The organism is Cupriavidus sp. 8B, from assembly GCF_054589115.1.
In genome coordinates this window covers 17,985-35,563 of the sequence record NZ_BAAILO010000404.1, presented here as the reverse complement: position 1 = coordinate 35,563, position 17,579 = coordinate 17,985, and the positions used below count along the sequence as shown (strand labels likewise).

At 68.3% G+C, this 17,579-nt stretch carries 16 protein-coding genes and 1 pseudogene; 3 read left to right on the top strand and 14 right to left on the bottom strand.

Translation table 11 applies throughout. From position 1 onward, the window contains the following. Positions 1–84: 84 nt before the first annotated feature. Complete coding sequence (locus ACYP5B_RS37890) at positions 85–1,278, top strand: glycosyltransferase (protein ID WP_459572999.1); 1,194 nt, start codon at positions 85–87, stop codon at positions 1,276–1,278. A gap of 81 nt (positions 1,279–1,359) precedes the next feature. Here ACYP5B_RS37890 and ACYP5B_RS37885 read toward each other — a convergent pair whose 3' ends face one another. From ACYP5B_RS37885 to ACYP5B_RS37830, 12 genes are all read right to left on the bottom strand, one after another. Then, complete coding sequence (locus ACYP5B_RS37885; protein WP_459572998.1) at positions 1,360–2,622, bottom strand: WcaI family glycosyltransferase; 1,263 nt, start codon at positions 2,620–2,622, stop codon at positions 1,360–1,362. 102 nt (positions 2,623–2,724) lie between these two features. Continuing rightward, positions 2,725–3,795 (bottom strand): glycosyltransferase, encoded by a 1,071-nt coding sequence (locus ACYP5B_RS37880; RefSeq protein ID WP_459572997.1) that lies wholly within the window; start codon positions 3,793–3,795, stop codon positions 2,725–2,727. A 1-nt stretch (position 3,796) separates the two neighbouring features. Beyond that, a complete protein-coding gene (locus ACYP5B_RS37875; protein ID WP_400094678.1) occupies positions 3,797–4,837 on the bottom strand; it encodes a GDP-L-fucose synthase family protein in 1,041 nt (346 codons plus the stop codon). Continuing rightward, the gene (gmd, locus tag ACYP5B_RS37870) at positions 4,830–6,050 is read right to left on the bottom strand and encodes a GDP-mannose 4,6-dehydratase (RefSeq protein WP_459572996.1); all 1,221 of its coding nucleotides are present in this window, start codon (positions 6,048–6,050) and stop codon (positions 4,830–4,832) included. Before gmd ends, ACYP5B_RS37875 begins: the two co-directional genes overlap by 8 nt. Beyond that, the gene (locus tag ACYP5B_RS37865) at positions 6,037–7,461 is read right to left on the bottom strand and encodes a mannose-1-phosphate guanylyltransferase/mannose-6-phosphate isomerase (protein ID WP_459572995.1); all 1,425 of its coding nucleotides are present in this window, start codon (positions 7,459–7,461) and stop codon (positions 6,037–6,039) included. Before ACYP5B_RS37865 ends, gmd begins: the two co-directional genes overlap by 14 nt. 229 nt (positions 7,462–7,690) lie before the next feature. Continuing rightward, positions 7,691–8,023 carry a hypothetical protein gene (locus ACYP5B_RS37860; protein ID WP_318231490.1) on the bottom strand — a complete coding sequence of 111 codons (333 nt, stop codon included), beginning with the start codon at positions 8,021–8,023 and terminating at the stop codon, positions 7,691–7,693. Positions 8,024–8,520: 497 nt separating this feature from the next. Beyond that, the gene (locus tag ACYP5B_RS37855) at positions 8,521–9,354 is read right to left on the bottom strand and encodes an ABC transporter ATP-binding protein (RefSeq protein ID WP_459572994.1); all 834 of its coding nucleotides are present in this window, start codon (positions 9,352–9,354) and stop codon (positions 8,521–8,523) included. Further along, a complete protein-coding gene (locus ACYP5B_RS37850) occupies positions 9,351–10,115 on the bottom strand; it encodes an ABC transporter permease (protein WP_400094685.1) in 765 nt (254 codons plus the stop codon). Before ACYP5B_RS37850 ends, ACYP5B_RS37855 begins: the two co-directional genes overlap by 4 nt. Before the next feature lies 1 nt (position 10,116). After that, positions 10,117–11,109, bottom strand: a complete 993-nt coding sequence (locus ACYP5B_RS37845) for an ABC transporter substrate-binding protein (protein ID WP_400094686.1) — start codon at positions 11,107–11,109, stop codon at positions 10,117–10,119. A gap of 243 nt (positions 11,110–11,352) precedes the next feature. Further along, a complete protein-coding gene (locus tag ACYP5B_RS37840; protein WP_400094687.1) occupies positions 11,353–12,060 on the bottom strand; it encodes a GntR family transcriptional regulator in 708 nt (235 codons plus the stop codon). Beyond that, positions 12,057–13,469: an AtzE family amidohydrolase gene (locus ACYP5B_RS37835; RefSeq protein WP_459572993.1), complete on the bottom strand. Its 1,413-nt coding sequence runs from the start codon at positions 13,467–13,469 to the stop codon at positions 12,057–12,059. Before ACYP5B_RS37835 ends, ACYP5B_RS37840 begins: the two co-directional genes overlap by 4 nt. Further along, positions 13,466–13,657, bottom strand: coding sequence for a DUF4089 domain-containing protein (locus ACYP5B_RS37830; RefSeq protein WP_400094689.1), 192 nt, complete (start codon positions 13,655–13,657; stop codon positions 13,466–13,468). The genes ACYP5B_RS37835 and ACYP5B_RS37830 overlap by 4 nt, the downstream gene beginning before the upstream one ends. 621 nt (positions 13,658–14,278) lie before the next feature. On the opposite strand from ACYP5B_RS37830, the gene cynS reads away from it, so the two are divergent. Next, positions 14,279–14,722, top strand: a complete 444-nt coding sequence (gene cynS, locus ACYP5B_RS37825) for a cyanase (RefSeq protein ID WP_318231483.1) — start codon at positions 14,279–14,281, stop codon at positions 14,720–14,722. 163 nt (positions 14,723–14,885) lie between these two features. Here the strand turns inward: cynS and ACYP5B_RS37820 are convergent, their stop codons facing one another. Both ACYP5B_RS37820 and ACYP5B_RS37815 read right to left on the bottom strand, forming a co-directional pair. Then, positions 14,886–15,329 carry a nucleoside deaminase gene (locus tag ACYP5B_RS37820; RefSeq protein ID WP_400094691.1) on the bottom strand — a complete coding sequence of 148 codons (444 nt, stop codon included), beginning with the start codon at positions 15,327–15,329 and terminating at the stop codon, positions 14,886–14,888. Between the two features lie 148 nt (positions 15,330–15,477). Then, positions 15,478–16,083 carry a response regulator gene (locus ACYP5B_RS37815; RefSeq protein ID WP_400094692.1) on the bottom strand — a complete coding sequence of 202 codons (606 nt, stop codon included), beginning with the start codon at positions 16,081–16,083 and terminating at the stop codon, positions 15,478–15,480. Positions 16,084–16,465: 382 nt separating this feature from the next. Between ACYP5B_RS37815 and ACYP5B_RS37810 the strand changes: the two are divergent. Further along, a pseudogene (locus ACYP5B_RS37810) lies at positions 16,466–17,579 on the top strand (ATP-binding protein); the annotation flags it as partial.

Sequence of the window (17,579 nt, the reverse complement as noted above, 5' to 3'; positions counted from 1 at the left end):
GCCCTCCTGGGAGCGGCATGACGAAGTCACGTCATAAAAAAACTACGCGGCAGCGACCGGCTATCCGCACACCTTCCAACAACCATGAAGATCATCTTATTGGGTCACCCCGCCTTTTTTGGCAGCCACAGCATGGACCGCTTTGCCGCGATGATCGTCGACGGCATGCGCGCACGCGGCCACCAGGCCGACCTATGGACACCCGCGGCCGTGATGTGGCGCCTGCCGGCCCGGGGCGGGCTGCGCAAATGGCTGGGCTACATCGACCAGTACATCCTGTTCCCGATCCTTGCGCTATGGCGCCTGCGCAAAGTCGACAAGGACACCTTGCTGGTGCTGGCCGATCATGCGCTGGGCATCTGGATGCCCCTGCTGCGCCATCGTCCGCACGTGGTGCATTGCCATGATTTCATTGCCCTGCGCACGCTCGCCGGCGAGTTCCCGGAGCACGGCCTCTCGCCCAGCGGGCACACCTATCAGTCGCTGATCCGTTGGGGCCTGTTGCAGGGAAAGGCGTTTATCGCGGTCTCCAACAAGACCATGCGCGACCTGCGGCGGCTGCATCCGTGCGCGCCCGAGGCGGCGTGGGTGGTCTACAACGGGATGAACTATCCGTTCCACAGGATGGGCACCACCGAGGCGCTGGCCTGCCTGCAGCGCGCCGGCGTGCCGGCCGATCCGCAAGGCATGCTGGTGCATATCGGCGGCAACCAGTGGTACAAGAACCGCGAAGGCGTGCTGGCGCTTTACCTCGCCTATTGCCGCCAGTGCCGCGAGCCCCGGGCGCTGTGGATGATCGGTGGCGATCCCACCGCGCAAATGCGCGAGCAGGGCGAGCGGGCGGCTGCCCTCGGCGGCAGCGTGCGCTTCCTGACGAGGCTGCCCACCGAGGCGGTGCAGGCAGCCTATTCGCTAGCCGCCGTGATGCTGTTTCCCAGCCTGGAAGAAGGCTTTGGCTGGCCCATCATCGAAGCCATGGCATGCGGCGCGCCGGTGCTGACCACCAACCGCGCGCCGATGACCGAGATCAGTGGCAACCAGGTGCAGTTGCTCGAGCCGATGGCTAGCGGTGACATGGACGGTTGGGCGCTACGCGGCGCGCAGGCGCTGGCCGGGATGCTCGCATGGCCGCAGGCGCGGCGCGCCGAAGTGGCCGCGCGCTCGATAGGGTGGGCCAAGAACTTCTCCGCGGAGAAGGCCATCGACCAGTACGAGCGTATCTATCTTGGTGTGTTGGCGGCGGCTTCGGTGCAAGACCGCGTATCGGTGGATGCGTGAGAGTTTTTTTGGGTATGAGGTTGGGTGCTTGGGGACGCCAGCCTGCACCAACAGCTAAGAGCCCTAAAACGCCCCACCAAATCACTCTCCACCAACCCCGGCGGTCGTAGGCGCACCGGCAGGCTGCCGCCTGACCAGCGCAAATAGTGCCTTCTCCAGTTCCCCCAGCACCATGTCGCGGTCCAGGTACTGCTCGGCCCACCGGCGCCCGGCGTCACCAAGGTGCGAGCGCAGCGCGGGCCGGGCCGCCAGCATGTCGATGGCACCGGCCAGCGCCGCCGCGTCGCCCGGCGGCACCAGCACGCCGCATTGCGCGACCACGCGGCCAAGTTCCGTGTCCGGCTGCGCGGTGGCAACCACCGGGCGGGCGCTGGCCAGCATGCCGGTCAGCTTCGAGGGCATGACCAGGTCGGCAGCGCCGGCGCGCTGCGGCAGCAGGTGAATGTCGGCGGCGGCCAGCAGCGATGCAAACATGTCGGCGGGCTGCAAGGGCAGGAAACGCACCTGTGGCAGCCCGGCGCAGGCGGCCTCCAGTGCCGGGCGCCCGGCGCCGTCGCCGCAGAAGATGAAGAGCAGGCGTTCATGGCCATGCAGCAGGCGGGCTGCGTCGGCCATGACATCGAGCCCCTGCTTGGCGCCCATATTGCCCGAGTACAGCGCCACCACGGCATTGGCCGGAATGCCCAGCGCACGCCGCGCCAGCGTGGCGCTGCCGGCGCCGATTTCGCGCAGGTTGACCCAGTTGGGCAGCAAGGCCGCGCGCTCGGGCTGCGTGCCCTTGCCGCGCGCCAGCGAGACCATGGCCTGCGAGATCGATGAGACCCGGTCAAAGCGCGCCATCAGCTGATGCTCGATGTGCTGCGCCAGGTGGCGCAGCCAGGGCCGGCGCAGCAGCCCCAGCGCAAAGGCCGCGTCGACCTCGTAGTCCTGCACATGCAGCCAGGTCTTGCAGCCGCACCAGTGCGCGAACAGCAGGGCGGCCGGCGCGCACATCAGGGGGGGCTCCACCACGAACAGCACATCCGGGCGCCAGCGCAACTGGGCCATCAGGCTGGGCAGGCTGGATACGGCAAAGCTCGCCAGGTGCAGCAGCCGCGTGACGCCGGTTGGCTTGCGCGGCACCCACAGCGGCGCGCGATACACTTCTACCCAGCGCCGCCGCTCGCGGCTGTATTGCCAGGCGCGATAGCCCTCGCCCACGCGCCACGCCGGATAGTACGGCGGCGCCGTGACCACCCGTACCTCATGGCCGCGTGCGGCCAGCCACTCGGCCTGCTCGCAGGTGTACTTGCCGATGCCGGTCAGCTCGGGCGCATAGTTGAGGCAGTACATGAGTATCTTCATGGCAACGGTAGCGTCAGTGGCGTCGATGCTTTGTCTGGGGGTACGAAGCCGTCACGCCCTGCGCGGCGCGCGGGGGGCGTGGCGGCACATGCTGGCGCGCGCCTAGTCCGCGGCCATGATCCGCACGCAGCCGGCGGCCATGGCCCTGCCCGCGGAGGCGGGGGAGTCCTCCAGCGCGGCGGCCTGGCAGCGCGCGGCGGTGGCGGCGGCATCGGCAAAACGCGTGGGTACCTGCGTCAGGCACCTGGCCAGCGCACCGGCGTCTCCCGCCTTGAAGTACAAGCCGGTGACGCCGTCGCGTATCAGTTCGCCGGCGTCGTCGTTGTTCACGCTCACCACCACCGGGCAGCCGTAGCTCAGTGCCTCGCGCACCAGCGGATGCCAGCGCAGCGCGGCATCGGGCAGTACCAGGCAGCTCGCCTTGCGGTACTCCACGGCATAGTCCGCCGGCGCCATCGCACCCAGGAAGCGGACCGATGCCCCCAGTCCGAGCGCGTCGGCCATGGTGCGCAGGCGGCCATAGGCGTGGCCGGTGCCCACCAGCGCCAACGTGGCCGCCGGCCACGCCTGCCGCGCGCCGGCAAACGCGTAGAGCAGCAGTACCAGGGCCGGATCGTGCGCGAGGGTGCCAACATGCAGGAAATGCGGCGCATGCGGCGGCGGTGCGTGCTCGACCCGCTCGCGCAGTTCGGCGGCGGCATTGAAGCCGTCCGGCAGCACGGCAGGCGGGCGGCAGGCAAAGATCTTGCGCGGTGGGACATCGGCGGCAATGGCGCGCGCGCAGCCGCGCTCGCTGCCCACGAAGACGCCCTGGCAACGGCGCAGCAATACCGCATCTGCCAGCGCGCCCAGGCGGCCGGGAACGCTCGCAAAGGCGGCGCCGTGGAAGAATGCCGCGCGCCGCCGGCCCAGGGCCATGCTGGCCAGCAGCATGGCCCAGTTCTCCAGCCGGCTCTGGCCCGCCAACACCACCAGCGCGCCGGGACTGAGCGAGATGGCTCTCATCTGCTGCAGGCAGCGCCGCCACAGGCCCGCATCAGCGCTGCCCGTGGGAAAGACGACCTGGCCGGGCCAGAGCACGCCGGGACGCGCTGGCGAGGAGGTAGCCGACGCCGTGGGCGCAGCGGCCTGGGGCCGTGCGCGCTTGTCGGCATGGCGGAGCAGGGGTTTCATGTCAGGCCTCCACGGGTTGTGCCGGCGCTGTGCCATGCGCCAGCCTCCCGCTTTGCAATGCGTCCAGGTAGGCCAGCCGCAGGCCGTCGCGCAACGCCACGGCCGGCTGCCAGCCGGTGGCGGCAAGGGCCGTGCAGTCGAGCCGCTTGCGCGGCGTGCCGTCGGGCTTGCCGCTGTCGAAGACCACGTCGCCGCGAAAGCCCACGGTCAGCGCCACCAGCACCGCCAGTTCGCGGATGCTGACTTCCTCGCTGCTGCCCACGTTCAGGAATCCGGCCGGCGCGGTCTGGCGGTACACGTCCTCGGGCAGCGCCATCACATGCAGGCATGCCGCGGCCAGGTCGTCCGCGTAGAGGAACTCGCGCAGCGGCGTGCCGCTACCCCACACCGGCACGTGCTGGGCGTGTGCCATGCCGGCCTCGTGGAAGCGCCGCAGCAGGCCTGGTATCACGTGGCTGTTGTCGGGGTGATAGTTGTCGCCCGGGCCGTAGAGGTTGGTCGGCATCACGCAGCGGTAGTCGGTGCCGTACTGGCGGTTGTAGCTCTCGCACAGGGCAATGCCGGCAATCTTGGCCAGGGCGTAGGGCGCGTTGGTGGGCTCGAGCGGCCCGGTGAGCAGCGCGGCCTCGCCAATGGGCTGCGGCGCGAACTTCGGATAGATGCAGCTGGAGCCGAGGAACAGCAGGCGCTTCACGCCCGCGCGCCAGGCCTCGTGGATGACGTTGGCCGCGATCATAAGGTTCTGCTGGATGAACTCGGCGGGATAGGTGTGGTTGGCGTGGATGCCGCCGACCCGGGCGGCTGCCAGGTAGACCGTGTCGATGCCCTGGGTGGCAAAGAACGCACGCACCTGCTGCTGGTCGGTGAGGTCGAGCTCGGCGTGGCTGCGCGTGATGACGTCGGCCTGCCCGCTTGCCTCCAGCGCGCGCACGATGGCCGAGCCAACCATGCCGCGGTGGCCCGCCACGAACACAGGGGCTCGCCGCGCGGGAGTGGAACCTGGCGCGGGATGTCTTGACACCGCGTTGCCGGCTTCACTCATGATGGTCGTAAGCCCGGAACCCGGCCAGCTTGACGAACGCATCGCGCCGCGCCGCGGCGAAGTCAGCCTCCACCATCTCCCGCACCAACGCCGCAAAATGCGTGCGCGGCGACCAGCCAAGACGCTCGCGCGCCTTGCTGGCGTCGCCCAGCAAGGTCTCGACTTCGGTGGGCCGGAAGTAACGCGCATCCACCCGCACGATCACGTCGCCTACCTTGCAACGCGCCACCACCGGGCCGGTGGCGGCATCGACGCGCGCCACCACGCCAACCTCATCGACGCCTTCGCCCTCGAAGCGCACCGTGATGCCGAGCTCCTGGGCGGCCAACTGCACGAACTCGCGCACGCTATGCTGCTCGCCGCTGGCGATCACGTAGTCCTCGGGCTTGTCCTGCTGCAGCATCAGCCACTGCATTTGCACGTAGTCGCGCGCGTGGCCCCAGTCACGCAGGGCCGACAGATTGCCGAGATAGAGCGTGTCCTGGAGCCCCAGTGCGATGCGCGCGATCGCCCGCGTGATCTTGCGCGTGACGAAGGTCTCGCCGCGCACCGGGCTCTCGTGATTGAACAGGATGCCGTTGCAGGCATACATGCCGTAGGCCTCGCGATAGTTCACCGTGATCCAGTAGGCGTACAGCTTGGCGGCTGCATAGGGGCTGCGCGGGTAGAACGGCGTGGTCTCCTTTTGCGGTGTTTCCTGCACCAGGCCGTACAGCTCGGAGGTGGACGCCTGGTAGAAGCGGGTTTGCTTCTCCAGGCCGAGAATGCGCACGGCTTCGAGCAGGCGCAGCGTGCCCAGTGCATCCGTGTTGGCAGTGTATTCAGGCTGCTCGAACGACACCTGCACATGGCTTTGCGCCGCCAGGTTGTAGATCTCGTCGGGTTGCGATTGCTGCACCACGCGCACCAGGCTGGCGGTGTCGGTCATGTCCCCATGGTGCAGGATCAGGCTGCGCCTGGGCGCTTGCGGGTCCTGGTACAGGTGGTCGATGCGCTCGGTATTGAACAACGAACTGCGGCGCTTGATGCCGTGTACCTCGTAGCCTTTGGCGATCAGCAGTTCGCACAGGTAGGCGCCGTCCTGCCCGGTGATGCCGGTGATCAGCGCGCGGCGCGGGCGTTGCGCCCCGCCGCTGCCGGTGTCGCCGCAGGCTTGGGGTTGCAGCTCGCTGGTCGCGAGCCGGCCAAGGCGTTCGAACTCATGCGCGCCCATAGATATCTGCCATCCGGATGATGTCGTCTTCGCCAAGGTAGGAGCCGGACTGGATCTCGATCAGTTCGAGCGGGATCCGGCCGGGGTTTTCAAGGCTGTGCGCCTCGCCGATCGGGATATAGGTGGATTGGTCTTCGGTCAGCAGGTACTCGAGGTCGCCGCGGCGCACGCGCGCCGTGCCGGAAACCACCACCCAGTGCTCGGCACGGTGGTGATGCAGTTGCAGCGAAAGCTTGGCGCCGGGTTTGACCGTGATGCGCTTGACCTGGTAGCGCGTGCCGTGGTCCACGGCGTCGTAGGTGCCCCAGGGCCGGTATACCTTGCGATGCTGGGTGGCCTCGGGGCGGCCCTGGGCGCGCACCGCCTCCACCAGTTGCTTGACGTCCTGGCAGTGATCCTTGTGGACCACCAGCACCACATCCGGCGTTTCCACCACCATCACGTCGTCCAGGCCGGCGATCGCCACCATCCGGTGCGAGGCGTGGGCGAGGCAGCCCTGCGCGTGGTGCGTGACCACGTCGCCGATGGCCACGTTGCCATCGGCGGTTTTCCCGGCGGCTTTCCACACCGCGTCCCAGGAGCCCACGTCGCTCCAGTCGGCGCAGAGCGGCGCCATTTGCGCGTCGCGCAGGTGTTCCATGACGGCGTAGTCGATCGAGTCGGAGCGGCAGGCGGCGAAGGCGTCGGCGTCGAGCCGGAAGAAGTCCAGGTCGCGGTGGCCGCGCACCATCGCTTCTTGCGCGGCCAGCAGGATGTCCGGCGCGAACCGTTCCAGCGCGGCGAGATAGGCGGAGGCGCGCAACAGGAAGATGCCGCTGTTCCAGAAGCAGTTGCCTTCCTGCAGGTAGCCGGTGGCCATTTCCAGCGAGGGCTTTTCGACGAAGCGCGTGACCGACAGCAAGTCGGCCGTATTGCTGGGCACCGCCTTGATATAGCCGTAGCCGGTGGCGGCAAACGTGGGCACCACGCCCAGCGTCACCACCACCCCGGTCGCGGCCACGGCGCTGGCCTGGCACACGGTCTGGGTGAAGGCGGCGCGGTCGCCGATCAGGTGATCGGAGGGCAGCACCAGCAGCACCGGGTCGGCACCGCCGCTGCGCGCCTGCAGCGCAGCCACGGCGGCGGCGGGCGCGGTATTGCGCGGATGCGGCTCGAGCACGATGGCGGACAGTGCGCAGCCCGCCTCCCGCGCCTGTTCGGCCACCACGAAACGGTGCGCTTCATTGCTGACCAGGATGGGGTCTTGCGCACCAGGAATCTCCCGCACCCGCAGCAGGGTGTCTTGCAGCAGCGAGTCCTGTCCGAGCAGGCGCAGGAACTGCTTGGGATAGCCGTCACGGGACAATGGCCACAGCCTGGAGCCAGCGCCGCCACACAGGATGACCGGTACGATCTGCTTGTCGTCTGCCATGGCATGTCTCCTTCACGCAGCACGAAGCCTGGCTCGCGCTAGCGGCGAGCCGGGTGACGGGTAGTGAGGTGACTGTAATGCCGGGCCACGAGGGGGACTGTTGGCTAGCACACACTCGATGGCCGGCTGCTGTAGCGTGCCGGGCGCGCCAGCCAGGCACGCAAAAAAAACGCCGTCCCTGCGCGAGGCAGGGACGGCGTGCGTGGCATGCTTGCCGCGGAGGATCGGCTTAGCGGGTCCAGTAGCCGGGCCGCATCACCCAGCCGCCATGCGGGCCTTGCACCCAGCGCTCGGGCACATAGCGGTGGCCCGGGCGTTCGCGTTGCCAGTAGCCGCCGCGCCAGGCATAGCTGCCGCCGTGGGCGTTCCAGTGTCCCGGTACCCATGCCTGGCCAGGGCGGCCCGGCGGGCGCGGCTCATAGCGCGGCGGGGGCGGCGCCGGGCGCATATGCGGGGTGCCGTGGTAGCCCGGGGGATAGGCCTGGGCCTGGGCCGGCGAGATCAGGCCAAGCGCGGCGCCAGCGGCAAGGGTAGTGAGGGCGAGCAGCAGTTGGCGTTTCATGGTTCAACTCCAGGGGGCGAGCGATGCATTGGATTCGGGGGCGGCGCGTGCGTCTTGCCGGCGGCCGCTCAATAGCGGTCGTGGTAACGGTACGGCGGCGGGCCGCCACGCGGGGGCACCACGATGCAGGCGGACAACAGGGCCGCTGCGGAGGAGAGCAGGACAACCAGGGCGATGGCGCGTTTCATGTTGGGGACTCCGTGACTGGCTTCGCGTTGAACATGGCTTCACTGTAGCCATCGGGCCCGCGCCGGTGTGCTTGCACTTGTAAGGCGCAATCACACTTTCAACGGCCTCGGCGTCACCTTCGGAGAGGCTCTCCGAGCCCTCGCACGCGACCCTCCAGGCCTTGCCGGCATTGGGCGCACGGGTGGTGCCGCGGGGCCGGCCGCAGCCTCAAAAAGAAAACGGGACCGTGGCCGGTCCCGTAATGTGGCGTTACATCGGAAATAACTCTCGCAAGGATTTGCCCCTGCAGCGGCCCGTCGACACGCGCCTCAGCGTGCCCGCACCTCGCGCTGGAACACCGCCAGCGCATGCGCGCGGGTGGCGATGAAGCGCGGATCGGCCACCGCCTGCGCATCGCGCGGGCGCGGCATGTCGAAGTCGATCGCCTCGGCCACGCGCGTGGGCCGGCGCGTCAGCAGCAGGATGCGGTCGGCCAGGAAGACGGCGTCCTCCAGATCGTGGGAGACGATCACCATGGTGGTGCCCTCGGCCAGTTGCACCTCCTGGAGCTTGTCGCGGATGAACAGGGTGGTCTCGAAATCCAACGCAGAAAAGGGTTCGTCGAGGAACAGCACCTCGGGCCGCGGCGCCAGCGCGCGCATGATGCAGATCAGTTGCTGCTGCCCGCCCGAGAGCTCATAGGGAAAGCGGTTGACGTCAAAGCGTACGTCGAAGGTGCGCAGCAGCTCCTCGGTGCGCGCCTTGACCTGCGCCTCCGGCATGCCCTTGCGGCGCAGCGGGTAGGCCACATTGTCGCGCGCGCTGATCCACGGCAGCAGGGCGTCGCGGTAGTTCTGGAAGACGTAGCCGATCACGGTCTGGCGCAGCGTCTTGCCGTCGAACAGCACCTCGCCCCGGTCGAACGGCAGCAGGCCCGCCACCATGTTGATCAGCGTCGACTTGCCGCAGCCATTGGGCCCGAAGATCGAGACGATCTTGCCGCGCGGCAGGTCCAGGTCGAGATGCTGGTACAGCGGCACGCCGCCGAAGGCCTTGGACAGGCCGCGGATGGTGACATGGACCTCGCGCCTAGCCGGTGCGGCCACCAGCGGCGACGGCGGCGGCGCGTCGGCCACGCCGGCACCCGATTGCAGGACTCTCATTTGCCGCTCCAGTGGACAAAGCGCTTCTCCAGCATGAAGAAGGCCAGGTTGAGCACATAGCCGAGCGCGCCGGTGACCAGGATGGCGGCGTACATGCTGCGGATGTTGAAGACCTGCTGCGCGTCGATGATGCGGTGGCCAAGGCCCGTGTCCGAGCCGATGAACATCTCCGCCACGATCACGATCACCAGCGACATCGACACCCCGGTGCGCAGCCCGACGAAGGTCTGCGGCAGGCTCTCCATCAGCAGCACGTCCTTGAACACGTGCCACCTGGACACGCCCATGGCCTGCACCGCCAGCACGCGCGTCTTCTTGGCGTTCATCACGCCGTAAGCGCTGTTGAACAGGATCAGCAGCACCGCGGCGAACGCGGCAATGGCAATCTTGTTCGCATCCGACAGGCCGAACAGCAGCATGAACAGCGGGATCAGCGCGGATGACGGCGTGGAGCGGAAGAAGTCGATCAGGAACTCCACGCTGCGATAGGCCGGGACCGAGCTGCCCAGCGCCACGCCCAGCGGCACGCCGATCACCGCGGCGATCGCAAACGCGTAGAAGGTGCGTGACACAGTGGCCAGCAGGTCTGTGTTGATGGAGCCGTCGGCAAAACTGCCGAACAGCACGCCGAGCGTGGCTGCCGGCGATGGCAGCAGCACCGGGTTGGCCCATTTGGCCGAGACCGCGGCCTGCCACAGCGCCAGCAGCGCCAGCGGGCCGATCAGCGGCAGCAGCCGCGGCGCCAGGTGGGAAGCACGCATGTCAGCCCCGGTAGAGCATGTCCGCCACCGGCACCCGGCGGGCAAACAGCTTGCGGTCGTGGAAGACGTCGAAGAACTTCTGGAAGGCCTCGATATCGGCCGGCTTGAACTCGTTGTAGAGCGTGAAGCCGGGCAGCGGCACTTCCTTGGCAAGCTGGTCGTCGATGCTGGTGTAGCCCTTCAGGAAGGGGCGCACCTTGACCGGATCCTTGCGCACCATGTCGATGGCGTGGCCGTAGGCGGCGATAAAGCGCTTCGACAACTCCGGGTTGGATGACAGGAAGGCCGAGGTCAGCGAGGCCGAGCCGCCAAACCAGGGCAGGCCGGCGTTGCCCAGCACATAGCGCGAGATCACGCCGTACTCCAGCGCGCGGCAGGTGCCGTTGAGCCGGCCCACGGTGCCGGTGGGCTCCAGCGTATAGACCGCGTCGAGCTGGCCCGCGGCAAGTGCGGCCACGTGCTGGCCTACCGGCAACTCGACGGGTTTGACGTCGGCGTAGCCGTTCTTCTCGAAGATCACCCTGGCCAGCGTCACGTTCTGGATGCCGGGGCCGCAGCCGATGCGCTTGCCTTTGAGATCAGCCAGGGTCTTGAAGGGGCTGTCCTTGGCCACCAGTATCTCATCGAGCAGCAGCGTGGCGTTGGACGGGTTGGCGGCAAAGATCTTGCACAGGCCGGGCGAGGTGATCTCGCCCAGCCCCAGCGCCGCGGAAGCCGTGCCGTTGGCCGAGCCCTCGATGCGCCCGGCGATCATGGCTTCCACCACTTGCTGCGCGCTGGCGAATTTCACGGCTTCCACCTCCAGGCCGGCTTGCTTGAACAGCCCCGTCTCGATGCCCGCGTACAGCGGGATGCCGCCGGCGATCGGCCAGAAGCCCAGGCGGATCTTCTGCGTTTGCGCACGCACGATGGCAGGCGCGGCCAGCATCGCGCCGGCGGCAAGGCCCTGGCGCAGGGCGAGGCGGCGGCGTGGGTTGAAGCGTGAATCGGTCATGGTGATCTCGCGACGAAAGGAGTGGAGGGACAAAATCCGCAGACGCCGGGGAGCGCGAAGCGCGGGCGGGGAGGTTCGCTGCATCTTGTATGCAAGCCGGTACACAAGATCAAAGACGCAAGCTCTGTGCCACTGCCCGTGCACGCCCGCGTGCCGGCGCATGCGGGCGCGCCATGGTGGGATCAGGCGCGATAAGGCGCGGCAGGTGAGCGCCGTGCCTGCGTGGTGCCATCGCGGTGCACGTCAGGCGCGTGCGCGCGCGCCGTCGGTGCGTATCGTCTGCAAGCGGTGCAGCGTGATCTTGCGCACTTCGGCGCGGCTTTCTTCAATATGGCTGGACAGCAGCAGCACGGCCTGCTCCGCGCGCTGGCGCTGGATCTCGCGCAGGATGGCGGCGTGCTCGTCGTAGGTGGCGGTCACGCGCGCGGCGTACGTGAAATCGAGCCGGCGGATGATGCGGATGCGCTCGGTGACCTGCCGGTGGACGCTGGCGATTTCGCGATTGCCGGCCGCTGCCACCAGCGCGGCGTGAAAGGCCTCATCGTGTTGCGCCACCAGGCGCCCATCGTCCAGGCGTGCGTCCTGCGGCACCTGCCAGAACTGCGCGAGCTGGGCCAGCGCGCCGTGATCCACCGTGGGCGTGGCGTGCGTGCACAACATGCGCACGGCGTTGACCTCGATCAGCTTGCGCAGCTCGTAGAGCTCGTCGAAACGGGTGAAATCCAGCGGCACCACCTCCCAGCCGCTGCGGAAATACACCTGCACCAGCGCGTCGGATTGCAGCCGCAGCAGCGCCTCGCGCACCGGCGTGCGCGACACGCCCAGGCGCAGGGCGATCTCGCCTTCGGTGAAGCGGTCGCCGGGCAGCATCCGGAACTCGAAGATGTCGTCGCGCAGTTGCGCATAGACCGCTTCGGCGCGTGAGACGACACGGACCTCGGCGCCGCTCATGCTGCGGCCTGCGCGAGCAAGGCGGATGGCCGCGGGCATGCCGCCACACCCATGGCCTCCAGCGCCTGGGCGGCCGCAAAGGCCAGGTCCTCGCGCCACGGCGGCGCGATCAGCTGCACGCCTAGCGGCAAGCCGTCGGGGCCGGCCAGCGGCACCGTCAGCACCGGCAGGCCGATGCACGAGACGGGCTGGGTCAGCAGGCCCAGGCTGGCGCGCGCCGGCAGCACCTGGCCGTTGATCTCGATGCCTTCTTGCCCGGCCAGCGGTGCTGCCACCGGCGTGGCCGGGGCGATCAGCAGCTCGGTGCGCGTGAAGGCGTCGAGCAGTTCCTGGCGAAAGGCCGCGCGCACCTGCTGCGCGCGCACATACCACGCGGCCGGCAGCACCAGCCCGGCGGCCAGGCGGTCGCGCGAGAGCGGCTCCATCTGCGCGTACTGGTGCCGCAGATGCTCGCGGTGCAGGTGCCCGCCCTCGGTGCCGGTGATGACGAAGGCGGCCGAGCGCGCGGCTGCCGCGCCCGGCAGATGGATCACGCCCGTGGCTTCGAGCGCATCGGCCACGCGCTGCGCGGCGGCGCGGGCGTCGGCGCCGGCCATGTCATCGAAGTAGCCGCCCAGGCGTGCCGCGCGCACGCGCATCGGCGCCTGCCCGCTGACCGCTTCGAGCGGGCGGCGCGCACAGGCCGGATCCCGCGTGTCGGCGAACTGCAGCACATCGTAGGCCGCCGCCAGGTCCGCCACCGAGCGCGCGAAGGGGCCGACGTGGTCCAGGCTGTGCACGAACGGATAGCTGCCGCGCCGGGACAGCCGCCCATAGGTGGGCTTGAGGCCGAAGATGCCGGTGAGCGCCGCCGGCACGCGGATCGAGCCATTGGTGTCCGAGCCGAGCGACAGCGGCACCAGGCCAGCGGCCACCGCCGCCGCGCTGCCGCCTGAGGAGCCGCCCGCCACCCGCGCCAGATCGTGCGGATTGCGGCAGGTGCCGCGATGCGCGTTCTCGGTGGTGAAGCCGTAGGCGAACTCATCCATGTTGAGCGCGCCCACCAGGACCGCGCCCGCCTCGCGCATGCGCGAAACCAGCGTCGCGTCGCGCCGGGCCGGTGCGGCGCCGGCCAGCACGCGAGAGCCCGCCAGCGTGGTGAGGTCCGCCACGTCGAACAGGTTCTTCACGGCGTAGGGCACGCCGGCCAGCGGGGGCAGCCGCGCGCCCTGGGCGCGCAAAGCATCGATGCGGCGCGCCTCGGCCAGCGCGCGCTCGCGCGTCACGGCCGTGAAGGCGTGCAGCAGCGGGTCGCAGGCCTCGATGCGCGCGAGCGTGGCGGTGGCCACATCCAGCGCGCTGCGCGCGCCGGTGTCGATGTCGCTGCGGATCGCCAGCGCGGATTCGAACAAGGGATCGTGCGCCCTCATGGCCGGTACACCGGAGCCGGCTCGTCATGGGCGTCCAGCGGGTGCGCCAGCATGGGCGCCGCCACCGCGGCGACGCGCAGGAATTGTTCGATCACGCGCGCCTCGGCGTCCTTGGGCAGCTCCAGCCCGTGCAGCTTGAGCGCGCTGCGGGCGTAGTGCGCCAGCGTCTCGTCGCAAAGCTTGGTCATGGCATTTCTCCGGGAATTCGTTGGTCTCGGGCCGCTGCTTGTATGCGATCTTGTATGCAAGCAATGGCTGTGCCACGTGCGCCATGTGCGCCATGCCGCAACGCCCGGCGCGTGCGGCGGGATTCCATGCGCCGCGCTGCACCGCTTGGGGGCGCGAGCGCGGTGATGGGTGCGCAAGCGCGGCGTGATTCACCGCGGCAGTGCGTGCGTCGCGACGGCCTTGGTGCGCCTGTGTGCGGCGCCTGCGCTCGCACGCACCATCTGGCGCAGCGTTCCGCGCAGTGGCACGAACCTTGCGCGGAGCGCTTTGTCACGGGAGCGCGCGCATTGTCATGCTGGCTATGCGCGCAACGATCCACGCCGGCACGCGTGGTGCCGGTACCGAGTCCCCATGTGGTGCGCACGAACCTGCCGGAGGTGTGATGCCGATCCTTCTTGTCGTGTTGGCGCTGCAGGCCCTCGTGCCGGGTGCTACCTCATTTGCCGCGCTGGCGCGATACGACAACGCGCGCACCGCGGCTTGCACCCGGTTGGACGGGCTTCCCTGACATCGCGGCGCATATGCCGCCACGCCGCGGCAGCCGCCACCCCCACCCTGAACCCGGATCCAGAGGAGCGCAAATGAACCGCAGCGATGTAACCGACCTGATCATCGAAGCCAAGGTCACCCAAGGCATTCGCTGGGCGGATGTGGCCGAGAAGGTAGGCAAGAGCAAGGAGTGGACGACCGCCGCGTGCCTGGGCCAGATGGCCTTCGACGCGCCCGGCGCGCAGGCCGTGATGGAAATCTTCGGCTTGCCGCCGCAGGCCGAGCCGTGGCTGCGTGCCGTGCCTTACAAGGGCTCGCTGCCCACTTCCGTGCCAACCGATCCACTGATCTACCGCTTCCACGAGCTGGTCAGCATCTACGGGACGACCTTCAAGGCGCTGATCCACGAAGAGTTTGGCGACGGCATCATGAGCGCGATCGATTTCCGCATGGACCTGCAGCGCGAGGCCGATCCGAATGGCGATCGCGTGAAGATCGAGATGTCAGGCAAGTTCCTGCCCTATAAAACCTACTGATTGGGGCTGGCACCCGGGCGCTCCGCGCCACGCAGAAACGGGTACGCTCCCTGTTCCGGCCTCCTGAAAGCCACGCAGAAATGGGTACGGAACAGGTTTTATCGCTCACGCAGAAACGGGTACGCTTTGGTTATGCGGCCCGTTTTTGCGCATGGCGTCCGTCCTACGCCCCATACAGTTCCGCCGCCGTCGTCCCTGCCGGCAGGCGCGTGAGCGGCAGCGGTGGCGGGTCCAGCGGCAGGCGCAGCGCCTGGTAGGCGGCCTCGCTAGAGAGCCCATAGGGCGCAGCGTCGGCATTGTCAAAGGCGTAGTACACCGCCGCCACGCCTGTCATGGTCAACGCGGCCAGGCACATCGGGCACGGATGGCCGCTGGCATACACTATGGCACCCTTGAGGCTTGGCCGGCCCAGCTTGCGGCACGCGGCGCGGATGGCTTGCATCTCGGCGTGCGTGGTGGGATCGAAGCTGTGCACGATGTCGTTGACGCCGGTTGCCACCAGTTCGCCATCGAGCGCGAGCACCGCGCCAAAGGGCCGGCCGCCGCGCGCGCGATTGGCGCGGGCCAGGCGTACGGCTTCGCGCAGGTGTTGTTCATGGATAGACATGGGATCTCCGGGAGGGGGGCGTGGCTAGTGGGGGGCAGCCCTTCATCGCACGCGACTCGCGCAAATATGAAACCTTGCGCATCAAGGCATTTGAAAAAAATGATATACAATGGCTGCGCTGAATCCCGCCATTGCGCCTGCCCAAATCCTAGGCTGGCGTGCCGGGGCCGACCTGCAAGGTCACCACCAGCGACTGCAGCACGGACATCGGGATCGGCTTGGAAAAGACACGGATATGCGCGGGAATGCCGCCACGGTCCGCAATCGCATGCTTGTCCAGCGAAGTCACCACGACGATGCGTGTGGCGGCAAACTCCTGCTGCGCGTCGATGGTCCGGCACAGGCGAAAGCCATCGATGCCAGGCATGATCAGATCCAGGATGACAAGGTCGGGTTTGCTGCTGCCAATGAGCAGCAGACCGTCGTATCCGTTGGTGGCCTCGAGTATTTCGACCGGTGGGTTGAGGGTTTCCAGCGCCATGCGGTAAATCTGCAGCAGGTGCTCGTCGTCTTCTACCAGCAGTACGCGAAACGCCCTTCCCGCCGGGGCGGCTGCCGCTGTCGTGGACGCGGCGGTCTGGCTGCGCTGGTCGGCCACCATGCGGTCGACCGAATCGGCCGGGATCCTGCGATGTCCGCCGTCGGTCTTCCACGCGGGCAGCCGGCCGTTTTCGACCCAGAGCTGGACCGTGCGCAGGGAGACGCCAAGCAACTCGGCAGCGGTCTTGGTGGAATAAAAGCGCAGATCGGTCATATGGCCTCTTCAACTGACGCAACGCGCGCCGGGCGAGGCTGCGGCGTTACGTATCGTATTGTTTTCATTATTCTTCGGAAAGCTGCCAGAGCGCAACTTAATGCCAGGAAAACACGCAATCATGATAAGGCATCGCTGAACCGTCGAAGCTAACGCTTCGCGATGCACCTGGCCGGCTATGCCGGATGTCCCGGGGCGATGGGCCAGTGCGAGCGGACTGGCGCAGCCGAATAGATCATACTGTGAAGCTTTGCCGCAAGCAGGCTGCCCTCAGGCAGCAGCACCGAGGGGGTGCGCGGGGCGCACGCACGCGCGGACTAGTATCGAAGGCTGCGATTCACGGCTGTGATGAACAATATATTCGTTTTTTGGTAGCTTTCCCATGAGGCTGGAAATCTACCGACAGGCATTGGCAGGTGCGCATCGCTCCGCGAGGCACCCGTTCTGGTCAGGCATTGTCATCGTGGTCTGCATCTGGTGCGCGCTCGCCGGCTGGGGCCTATGGGACCGCGCGGCCGAATTGCGGCACGTGCATGCCGGCCTGGCCCGCGTGGCCGGGCTGCTCGGCGAACACGCCGAGCTTACGCTGGCCGAGGCCGACCAGATCGCGTCGCTCATTGGTGGCGCCGTGGTGGAGCGCGGGCCTGCGCTGCCGCTGGCGCAATGGAAGCGAGCCGGCTACCTTGCTGTCGAGCCCTTTCTCGAGGTATCCGTGCTCGACCGCGCCGGCAGGCTGCGCGCATCCACCAGCGAGGGCTTCGAGTCGCTGGACCTGAGCGACCGCCAGTATTTCCGCGTTCACGAGAGCCGTGCGCTGCCGTCGCTCTATGTCGGCATGCCGCTTGTCGGGCGGTTCAGCGGCCACTGGTCCGTGCAATTGTCCCGAGGCATCGTGGCCGCCAAGGATGGCCGCTTCGCGGGCGTGGTGGTGGTGTCGCTTGACCCCGGCTATCTGTCGCAGGTCTACGCAAAGGCGGGCCTGGGGGATTCCGGCACCGTGCTGCTGGCGGGCACCGACGACTTCGTGGTGCGCGCGCGCTGGAGCGAGGAAAGCTGCCAGCCGGGCCAGATGCTGATGCCCGGATCGGCGTTGCGCAGGGCACTGGCCGGCGCGCCGGACAGCCTCATCACGGCCGCCGGCGGGCTGGATGGCACCCGCCGCATCTACGCCATCCAGCGCCTGCCGGGGCGCAATCTCGCGGTGCTGGTCGGCATCAGCAGCGATGCGGCCCTTGCCAGCTATCACGACCGCCTGCGCGTCGGGATCGTGATCGCCGGCGTGGTCACCGTGCTGGTGATGTTCTTCCAGGTCCGGCAGTTCACCGCGCTGGGCCAGCTCGCCGCGCTGGCCGACCGGGAGTCCGTGGTGCGCGATATCCTGGCCGAGAAGAAGCAGCATTTGCGTGGGCTGTTCCTGGCCATGCCCGACGGCGTGGCGGTGTTTGGCCGCGACCGTGTGATCGACGAGACCAATACCGCGCTGTGCGAACTGCTGG

Excerpts from the sequence above, each read along its gene's own strand:
- ACYP5B_RS37890 (WP_459572999.1), top strand. The coding sequence starts at position 85 with ATGAAGATCATCTTATTGGGTCACCCCGCCTTTTTTGGCAGCCACAGC.
- ACYP5B_RS37885 (WP_459572998.1), bottom strand. The coding sequence starts at position 2,622 with ATGAAGATACTCATGTACTGCCTCAACTATGCGCCCGAGCTGACCGGC.
- ACYP5B_RS37880 (WP_459572997.1), bottom strand. The coding sequence starts at position 3,795 with ATGAAACCCCTGCTCCGCCATGCCGACAAGCGCGCACGGCCCCAGGCC.
- ACYP5B_RS37875 (WP_400094678.1), bottom strand. The coding sequence starts at position 4,837 with ATGAGTGAAGCCGGCAACGCGGTGTCAAGACATCCCGCGCCAGGTTCC.
- gmd (WP_459572996.1), bottom strand. The coding sequence starts at position 6,050 with ATGGGCGCGCATGAGTTCGAACGCCTTGGCCGGCTCGCGACCAGCGAG.
- ACYP5B_RS37865 (WP_459572995.1), bottom strand. The coding sequence starts at position 7,461 with ATGGCAGACGACAAGCAGATCGTACCGGTCATCCTGTGTGGCGGCGCT.
- ACYP5B_RS37860 (WP_318231490.1), bottom strand. The coding sequence starts at position 8,023 with ATGAAACGCCAACTGCTGCTCGCCCTCACTACCCTTGCCGCTGGCGCC.
- ACYP5B_RS37855 (WP_459572994.1), bottom strand. The coding sequence starts at position 9,354 with ATGAGAGTCCTGCAATCGGGTGCCGGCGTGGCCGACGCGCCGCCGCCG.
- ACYP5B_RS37850 (WP_400094685.1), bottom strand. The coding sequence starts at position 10,115 with ATGCGTGCTTCCCACCTGGCGCCGCGGCTGCTGCCGCTGATCGGCCCG.
- ACYP5B_RS37845 (WP_400094686.1), bottom strand. The coding sequence starts at position 11,109 with ATGACCGATTCACGCTTCAACCCACGCCGCCGCCTCGCCCTGCGCCAG.
- ACYP5B_RS37840 (WP_400094687.1), bottom strand. The coding sequence starts at position 12,060 with ATGAGCGGCGCCGAGGTCCGTGTCGTCTCACGCGCCGAAGCGGTCTAT.
- ACYP5B_RS37835 (WP_459572993.1), bottom strand. The coding sequence starts at position 13,469 with ATGAGGGCGCACGATCCCTTGTTCGAATCCGCGCTGGCGATCCGCAGC.
- ACYP5B_RS37830 (WP_400094689.1), bottom strand. The coding sequence starts at position 13,657 with ATGACCAAGCTTTGCGACGAGACGCTGGCGCACTACGCCCGCAGCGCG.
- cynS (WP_318231483.1), top strand. The coding sequence starts at position 14,279 with ATGAACCGCAGCGATGTAACCGACCTGATCATCGAAGCCAAGGTCACC.
- ACYP5B_RS37820 (WP_400094691.1), bottom strand. The coding sequence starts at position 15,329 with ATGTCTATCCATGAACAACACCTGCGCGAAGCCGTACGCCTGGCCCGC.
- ACYP5B_RS37815 (WP_400094692.1), bottom strand. The coding sequence starts at position 16,083 with ATGACCGATCTGCGCTTTTATTCCACCAAGACCGCTGCCGAGTTGCTT.